Raw genomic sequence first — 7,389 nt, forward strand, 5'->3', positions numbered from 1 at the left:
ATTCGACATCGGAGTCAGAATGAACAGCTTGCTCGACAATCATCGTGGATGGGTCGCCGATATCTTCGCCGACGGATTGCGCGGCCACAGCGACACTCCCGACCCGCGGGCCACCGTGGCGGTCGACGCGAAGCCGCTCTCCCCCCGCGACCGGCGCCCCCGCGACGAGAAGGATGTGATCGGCTGGCGCGCGCTGTGCACCTGCGGCGCCTGGCAGGGCCGCACCTGGCTCCGCGCCGGCCACGCCGACGACCACTCCCCGCTCGACCGCGTCCTGCACTGCCCCGGCGGCCGCCTGGCCCCCGATCTCACCCGCCTGGTCGTCGCCGAATGGGACTACCACCGCCTGGAGATGCAGGCCCTGCTCCCTGTCCACCTGGCCTTCCAGGACTCCGCCTCCGCCCAGCAGCGCCTGGTCGAGGCCGTACGCTTCGTCCGCGCCTCCGGCGCCTCCTGGGACGCCGTCGGCCGGGTGATCGGCGCCGAGTCCGCCGAAGCCGCCGAACGCACCTTCCGCCCCTGGCTGACCCCCGCCTTCGCCGACGGCGTCACAGCCGATCTGCCCTAGATGGCTAATTCCCAGGGGTGATGTCCGACGACAGACGGTCTTGTAGGCGCGGGGGCGCGTGATCGACCGGGGATCTGGTCAGGTGTAGACACCGCGCCCGTACTCGTCGGGCGGCGATGTGAAGTCGTCGGGCCGCTCGATGCGCAGTCGCTCATAACGCCGCTGGAACTCGTCGAGAGCTGCGGGAATACCGCAGCCAAGCCCGGTGCGGATACCGATGATCGCGGGGACGATCCGGGCGGCCACGATGTCGTCGTCAACTCCTGCGGCCTTGTCGCTCATCAAAGCAGTATGGCAAGTGGGCACGCATGCCGCACGTGGACAAACGAGTCGGCTACTGTGCGGCGGCGGGGCGTCTCGCGCCTCGCCGGGATGGCCGCCTCGGATGGCCGAAATCAATTGATCGACAATGCATGTCGGATCAGTAGCATAAAGCGAAGATGTTTGATGATCGTTGTGTGACGAACGAAATCACCTCACGCGCATGTTCCACGGTGTGTGGGTCATCGACTCAACCCCGGTCGAATGCGGCAGATCGATGGAGACTGTGCGGCGGTCGGACATGGCCGGATGTGGGGTTTGCCGCCGTGTCGTTCGAGGTCGAGTTGCCCTTTCAAGGTCTGGTTGATCGATTCGACGGTTTGACGTAGCGGCTTGAACAGTCGCGCGAGCCAGCGTCGCCGTCCGCGTACTGCAACGACTCTTCGCCCTCACCGCCGCGATCTGGCACAACGACAAATCGGCGCCCATCCACCGATCACCCACCGCCTACGATCACTGATCCTGGGGATTAGTCATCTGGGAACCGCTCTACTCTGGAAGGAAACCCGCCCCGGAGGGAAGTTTCCGTGATCGGTGTTCTCCGTGCCCTGACGGCCGCGCTGCTGGCCGTCACGGCGGCCTCCTGCGCCCAGGACCAGCAGCGGGACGCATCCGCCACCCCGATCGCCTCCTCGGTCGCGCCGAGCAGGCCCGGCGGCACCCCCGACCTGGGTGCCCCCGAAGAAGTGGCGCAGGGCATCGATGTCCCCTGGGGCCTGGCCTTCCTCTCCGACGGCACCGCACTGGTCGCCGAACGCGACTCCGGACGAATCCTGCGCGTGACACCCGGCCGCGCACCCGAACTGTTCCACGAGGTCCCCGGCGTCGTCGCCCGCGGCGAAGGCGGCCTACTCGGCCTGGCCGTCGCGCCCGGCGAATCCGGTACGGTCTACGCCTATTTCACCGCCGAGAACGACAACCGCATCCTGCGTTTGCGCCCTGGTCAGCCGGGCGAGATCGTCTACACCGGAATCGCGAAGGCGGGCAACCACAACGGCGGCCGCATCGCCTTCGGCCCCGACGGCATGCTCTACGTCGGCACCGGCGACGCCGGCGACAGCGCCCTGTCCCAGGACCCCGCGAGCCCCAACGGCAAGATCTTGCGCCTGACCCCCGACGGCGCCCCCGCCCCGGGCAATCCGACCCCGGGCTCCCCGGTCCTGAGCCTGGGCCACCGCAATGTCCAGGGCCTGGCCTGGGATCGCGCCGGCCGCCTGTTCGCCGCCGAATTCGGCCAGAACCGCCTCGACGAACTCAACCTCGTCGAACCCGGCCGCAACTACGGCTGGCCCACCGTCGAAGGCCCCGGCGGCAGCGACCGCGGCTTCACCGACCCCGTGCTCACCTGGCCGACCTCGGCGGCGTCCCCCTCCGGTATCGCCATCGCGGGCGACACCCTCTACCTCGCCGCCCTGCGCGGCGAAAGACTCTGGACCACAACGCTGTCCGACGGCACCGCCACCACCCCGCGACCGGTGTTCGACGACACCTACGGCCGCCTGCGCACCGTAGCCGTGGCCCCCGACGGCGCCCTCTGGCTCACCACCTCCAACACCGACGGCCGCGGCGACCCACGCACCGGCGACGACCGCGTCCTGCGTTTCCCGGCACGCTGATCGCGCGCGGCGGATCTGTCGGCCCCCGCCGCTACTCTGCTCGAATGGTCGATTCCGATGCGGCGGTGCGCCGGCTGACCCGCGAGGCGGGAAACCTCCTGCAGCCCTACGGTTTCCACGGCGACGACACCCGCTGGGTGCACCTCGCCCCCGAAGGTGTCGCCACCATCCGCCGCACCCGCGTGCAACGCACCTGGACCGACGGCCGCCAGGTCCTCACCTTCGGCCTCGAACTCACCGCCACCCCCCGCGCCTGGTGGGAACACTGCACCCACCGCGACACCGCACTCGGCCTCCCACCCACCCCCCTCGACCAGGCCACCGGCCCCGGCCTACTCGACACCATCGGCCTCCCCACCGACCTCACCACCCCCTGGACCCTGCGCACCGACCCCACCCACCCCGGCCGCCACGCCCACCCCGCCGACCTGGCCGCCATCCGCGCCGACCTCCCCCGCCGCGTCCACGCCTACGCCCGCCGAGCCCTCCGTCTCCTCGACCCCACCCACCACGCCCGAGAACTCCAATCCACCCACCCCGAAGCCACCGAGCCCATCGCCGTCCTCCTCGCCGCCGAGGTGTCCGGTGCGTCGAGTTCCCCGGCGTCGTGATGCGCCTCGTCGAACATTTGCCGATCGACCCCACCGAGTCCTTCCGCGCCTCAGTCGAAGGCCGGTATGTCGCCCCTCTCGAGGTCGTCGAAGCGCTCGCGTGCGCGCTCGATGGTGGCCATGTTCTGTGATGCCCAGGCCAGCAGCACATCGATGGGCGGACGCAGGGATTTGCCGAGTGGGGTGATCCGGTACCGGACCGCGACCGGGCGGGTGGAGATCACCTCCCGCTCCACCACACCGTTGCGTTCCAGCCGCCGCAGCGTCGCGGTGAGCGACTTCTGGGTCACCTGGGGGATGGCCCGGCGCAGTTCGTTGAAGCGGCAGGGCCGTTCGCAGAGTTCGTTGAGGATGCTGAGCGACCACTTGTCGAGGATCTGGTCGAGCAACTCGCGGTGGTGCGCGTCGATTCCGACTTCGTCGGCGTGGTGCGGGCCGTTGACCGGCGGGGAGGTATCCATGGCGAAACCTGGTCTCGTTGAAGTGGCCTTCTGCTACTAGGTAGCTTCACGATACCTAGACAGAGGAGCCCGATCCCATGACTGTTCAGTACCTCAGCCCCGAGGGCATGCTCGCGCCGGTCCCCTACCACCACGTCGCCGTGGGCACCGGGACCAGGCATGTCCATGTCAGCGGCCAGATCTCCCGTCGCGGTGACGGGACCCCGGTAGCGACCGGCGATCTCACCGGCCAGGTCGCGCAGGCACTGCGCAACACCGCCGTCGGACTGGCCGGTGCGGGCGCGACCTTCGCCGATGTGCTCCGCCTGACCTTCTACGTGACGCACTGGACCCCGGACAAGATCGGCGATTTCATGGCGGGCGTGGAGTCCGTCGCCGCCGAGATCGGCCTGCGGCTGCCACTTCCACCGGCCTCGCTCATCGGTGTCGACTACCTTTTCGAACCCGATGTACTCGTCGAGGTCGAGGCCACCGCACTGCTGGACTGACCGAACCCGGCCGGGACCGGGTCAGTGTGGCTCGGTCGTGCCGGGCGCGGCCGGAGGTTCGAGGATGCGGATGGTCAGCGCGGCGGCCAGGGTGCGACCTTCGCGGGGTTGGGTGGGATCGAGCCCGGTGAGCTCGGTGATCCGGCTGAGCCGGTAGGTGAAGGTGTTGGGATGGATATGGAGTTCGCGGGCTGCGGCTTGCCGGTCGGCGCCGTGCTGCAGGTGCGCTTGCAGAGTGTTCATCAGGTGAGGGTGTTCGGCCAGCGGCTCGAGTAGCTGGATCAGGCGCTGCTTGGCCCGGCCCGGTCGGGTGATCTGGAGTTCGAGCAGCAGGTCGTCGAGCCGGTAGCAGCCCGACGGGCGCTCACGGAGCCGGGGGAACAGGGCCAACTCGCGGGCGTCGGCGACCGCGGAGGGGATATCGGCCGGCGCCACCTCGGGGAGCAGGCCGAGGAAGAGCTCGCAGTCCAGGGTGTCGGCGAGCCGCTCGGCCAACCGGTCGAAGCGGTCCGCGGCGATCGTCTCCGCGCTGTCGGGGACCAGTGCCGTGCCGGTGACGCCGTCGAATTGCAGCAGCGCCGGTGCGGAGCCGAGCTCGTCGATACTGCGGGCGATGACCCGTTCCCGGCGCCGGGCCACGAGCTCCGGCATCGTCGACGGCACCCCGGCGTTCGGCCCGAGATCGATCGCGAGCACGGTGTAGGTGGCGGCGAGGGTGAGTTCCGCGCGGGTGGCCAGGTGCCGGGTCGGCGCTCCGGTCAGCAACGCCGCCAGCAGTTCGCGGCGGATCTCCTGGGCGCTGCCGAACATTTCCTGCTCGACGAGACCGTAGGTCTCGAGGGCGACGACGCCGACGTGCCCGGTCACCTCGAGCAGTCGCCGCCCGATATCGGCCAGTTCCGAACGTTGCTCGGGGGTGACGGCCAGCTCCTCCGCTTCCGCCAGGACGGCCCGCGCCGCGATCTGCACGAGTTCCAGCAGGGTCGCGGCGGGCATGCGTTGCTCTGCGTGCCGCTCGGCCAACGGCACGACCACTCGTGCCACCTCGCCGCGGCCGGGCTCCTTCGTGGTGGCCGTCAGGTCGAGGAGCAGCCGCGCACAGGCATCGACGGTGCGCGTGTACTCGGCATCGCCCACGCTGTGCCGCACCCGCCGACTCACCGCTGCCCGCTGCCGGGCCAGCAACACCGGTAACGACAGCGGCTGGTGACTGTCGTCGTTCACAGTCACCACTCTATTCCGGGCCCGCCGGCGCCGGGCTCAGGGCATCGGGGCGCGCGTGGACCACCACGGCGCCGTGGCCGCCTCGGTCAACCCGGTCGCCTCGTTCAGGAATTCGAAGAGCGCGCGCTCCCGCCGCGGATCATAGGACTCGGCCGACGACCCGACGATGCGGTCGATCTCGACATAGGAGCCACGAAGCCCGGCAGCGTCGAGCCGATCCGTCCCCGTGGCGATCGCGGCGAGTCGCTGCCCCGAGCGCTTCGGCGTCGACACTCCCGGCACCACCCGCATCGCGGGCAGCAGATACTTCCAGCCGAAGCGCTCGATAGCACTGCGATCCCTGGCCAGCCCGGTCCCCGGCATCATCCCCGGGTCGTAGGTGATGGCGTCGATGGAATCCGGTGCACGCCGGGCGAGTTCGTGCACCCAGTACAGCGTGGCGAGTTTGCTGGTGGCGTAGGCCCGGATGCCGTCGCCGGCGCGGGGCCGGGCGAGTATCTCCGGGTCTTCCCACCTGGGCGCCGGAACCATCCCATAGGACCGGCGGAACTTCCCGTAGTGCGTGCCCGACCCTACGGCGACAAGGCGCGTCGGCCCGGAGAGGACCTCACTGAGCAGGCCCACCAGCAGATGCGGCCCGAGAAGATTCGTCGCGAAGGTCGCCTCGTAACCGTCGACCGTGGCCGTACCGGTCGAGCCCGTCTGGATCCCCGCGTTGAGCACCACACTCCGAATCGGCGGGATCGCCTCGGTAGCAACGAGTTCCCGGATCTCCCTCGCCGCCGATCGCACACTCGCGAGATCGGACTGATCACACACCACAGACCGGAACTCAGCCGAATCACCCAGTAGCCCAAGCAATTCGACCGAGCGCTCCCGCGTTCGCGTGGTGGTGAGCACCGTCCACCCCGAAGACCCGGCGAGCCGATGCGCTACCTCGAGACCCAGCCCCGACGTAGCTCCGGTCAGCAATATCGTGGCAGCACCTGTCACGGTCGACACTTGATCCACCTTCCGATTGTCGGCCCAACACGACTGGATGCCGACTGGTCCGAAGATAATCGAATTCCGCCCCGTCGGCATCAGCTCCCGAATGGATACCGGTCGTCCGGTTCATATTCGAAACTCCGATGACAATTCCCGTCCGAATATTTCGACCCACTCGGACTATCCGGGGGCGTTCGAATCAGACATCTCGTTCGCTCGAAAACATCACAAACCCAATGCGACCGGTCGTAGACTGCCCCGCACACAGCAGCCGACCCCGAGGCCCCGCATGACTCAGCCGCAACAACCGCGACCCGGAATGCGACCGCCGGCGACGGCGCAGCAACCGACACCCGACCGCCCGGCACAGCTGATCCCGCAGTGGATCGTCGTCGTGATCGCGGGTGGCCTGCTGGTCACCTACATGGCGGCGAACAACTACGCCGGTGCCGAAGTTGTCGTCCTGGCGATCATTCTCGGAATCGGCGCGCTCATCGTCTTGGTGATCCGGGCCCTGGTCCGGCTCGGCGACAAACGCCCGGCTCCGATTGTGATCAACACCGTTTCCGCCCAAGAGCCCCTAACGGGTTCGGTCATGTAGCGGTGAGACTCGCTGTCGTGCAGGATGTTTCGTCGTGGCAGCACCCTGGGTCGTAGATGACGAGTTGTGGGCGGCTATCGAACCGCTACTGCCGGTGAAACCAGCAGGAACACCGGGCCCGGCCCAGCACGACCCGAGGCTGGTGTTCCAGGGCATCCTGTTCGTGCTGTTCACCGGGATCGGGTGGGAAGACCTTCCCCAGGAACTCGGATTCGGGTCGGGGATGACGTGCTGGCGCAGGCTGCGGGACTGGCAAGCCGCCGGAGTGTTCGAGGCGATACACCAAGCGGTCCTCGACCGCAGTAACGCCGCCGGGTTGATCGACTTCGACCGGGTCATGATCGACGGCTCGCACGTACGGGCCAAAAGGGGGGCGCCGCGACCGGACCCAGCCCGGTAGACCGCGCCAAGACCGGTTCCAAACACCACCTGCTGACCTGCGGAAACGGGTTCCCGCTCGTCGTCGAGCTGTCCGCGGCCAATATCAACGACCACCTGATGCTCGCGCCCGT

Annotated in this window: 10 protein-coding genes and 1 pseudogene; 7 read left to right on the forward strand and 4 right to left on the reverse strand. The window is 68.6% G+C overall.

Features of this window, described 5'->3' with window-relative positions:
- Positions 1-19 precede the first annotated feature (19 nt).
- Complete coding sequence (locus tag ACWEMY_RS20575) at positions 20-568, forward strand: hypothetical protein (protein WP_452391302.1); 549 nt, start codon at positions 20-22, stop codon at positions 566-568.
- A gap of 78 nt (positions 569-646) precedes the next feature.
- Here the strand turns inward: ACWEMY_RS20575 and ACWEMY_RS20580 are convergent, their stop codons facing one another.
- The gene (locus ACWEMY_RS20580; RefSeq protein ID WP_452391303.1) at positions 647-850 is read right to left on the reverse strand and encodes a hypothetical protein; all 204 of its coding nucleotides are present in this window, start codon (positions 848-850) and stop codon (positions 647-649) included.
- Between the two features lie 388 nt (positions 851-1,238).
- Between ACWEMY_RS20580 and ACWEMY_RS20585 the strand changes: the two are divergent.
- The 3 genes and pseudogenes from ACWEMY_RS20585 to ACWEMY_RS20595 all read left to right on the forward strand — a co-directional run.
- Positions 1,239-1,349, forward strand: a pseudogene (locus tag ACWEMY_RS20585) (IS982 family transposase); the annotation flags it as partial.
- A gap of 67 nt (positions 1,350-1,416) precedes the next feature.
- The gene (locus ACWEMY_RS20590; RefSeq protein WP_452391304.1) at positions 1,417-2,505 is read left to right on the forward strand and encodes a PQQ-dependent sugar dehydrogenase; all 1,089 of its coding nucleotides are present in this window, start codon (positions 1,417-1,419) and stop codon (positions 2,503-2,505) included.
- A 44-nt stretch (positions 2,506-2,549) separates the two neighbouring features.
- Positions 2,550-3,116, forward strand: coding sequence for a hypothetical protein (locus ACWEMY_RS20595; RefSeq protein WP_452391305.1), 567 nt, complete (start codon positions 2,550-2,552; stop codon positions 3,114-3,116).
- 50 nt (positions 3,117-3,166) lie between these two features.
- Here ACWEMY_RS20595 and ACWEMY_RS20600 read toward each other — a convergent pair whose 3' ends face one another.
- Positions 3,167-3,577 carry a winged helix-turn-helix transcriptional regulator gene (locus ACWEMY_RS20600; protein WP_452391306.1) on the reverse strand — a complete coding sequence of 137 codons (411 nt, stop codon included), beginning with the start codon at positions 3,575-3,577 and terminating at the stop codon, positions 3,167-3,169.
- A gap of 77 nt (positions 3,578-3,654) precedes the next feature.
- On the opposite strand from ACWEMY_RS20600, the gene ACWEMY_RS20605 reads away from it, so the two are divergent.
- Positions 3,655-4,065 carry a RidA family protein gene (locus ACWEMY_RS20605; protein WP_452391307.1) on the forward strand — a complete coding sequence of 137 codons (411 nt, stop codon included), beginning with the start codon at positions 3,655-3,657 and terminating at the stop codon, positions 4,063-4,065.
- A gap of 21 nt (positions 4,066-4,086) precedes the next feature.
- Here the strand turns inward: ACWEMY_RS20605 and ACWEMY_RS20610 are convergent, their stop codons facing one another.
- Positions 4,087-5,289 (reverse strand): PucR family transcriptional regulator, encoded by a 1,203-nt coding sequence (locus tag ACWEMY_RS20610; RefSeq protein ID WP_452391308.1) that lies wholly within the window; start codon positions 5,287-5,289, stop codon positions 4,087-4,089.
- A 36-nt stretch (positions 5,290-5,325) separates the two neighbouring features.
- Positions 5,326-6,372 (reverse strand): SDR family NAD(P)-dependent oxidoreductase, encoded by a 1,047-nt coding sequence (locus ACWEMY_RS20615; protein ID WP_452391309.1) that lies wholly within the window; start codon positions 6,370-6,372, stop codon positions 5,326-5,328.
- A gap of 223 nt (positions 6,373-6,595) precedes the next feature.
- On the opposite strand from ACWEMY_RS20615, the gene ACWEMY_RS20620 reads away from it, so the two are divergent.
- Both ACWEMY_RS20620 and ACWEMY_RS20625 read left to right on the forward strand, forming a co-directional pair.
- Complete coding sequence (locus tag ACWEMY_RS20620; RefSeq protein ID WP_452391310.1) at positions 6,596-6,877, forward strand: hypothetical protein; 282 nt, start codon at positions 6,596-6,598, stop codon at positions 6,875-6,877.
- A 34-nt stretch (positions 6,878-6,911) separates the two neighbouring features.
- On the forward strand, positions 6,912-7,277 hold the full coding sequence (locus ACWEMY_RS20625) for a transposase (RefSeq protein ID WP_452391311.1): 366 nt from the start codon (positions 6,912-6,914) through the stop codon (positions 7,275-7,277).
- Positions 7,278-7,389: the final 112 nt, after the last annotated feature.

The sequence above is a fragment of the Nocardia sp. NPDC004415 genome (genome assembly GCF_053602435.1).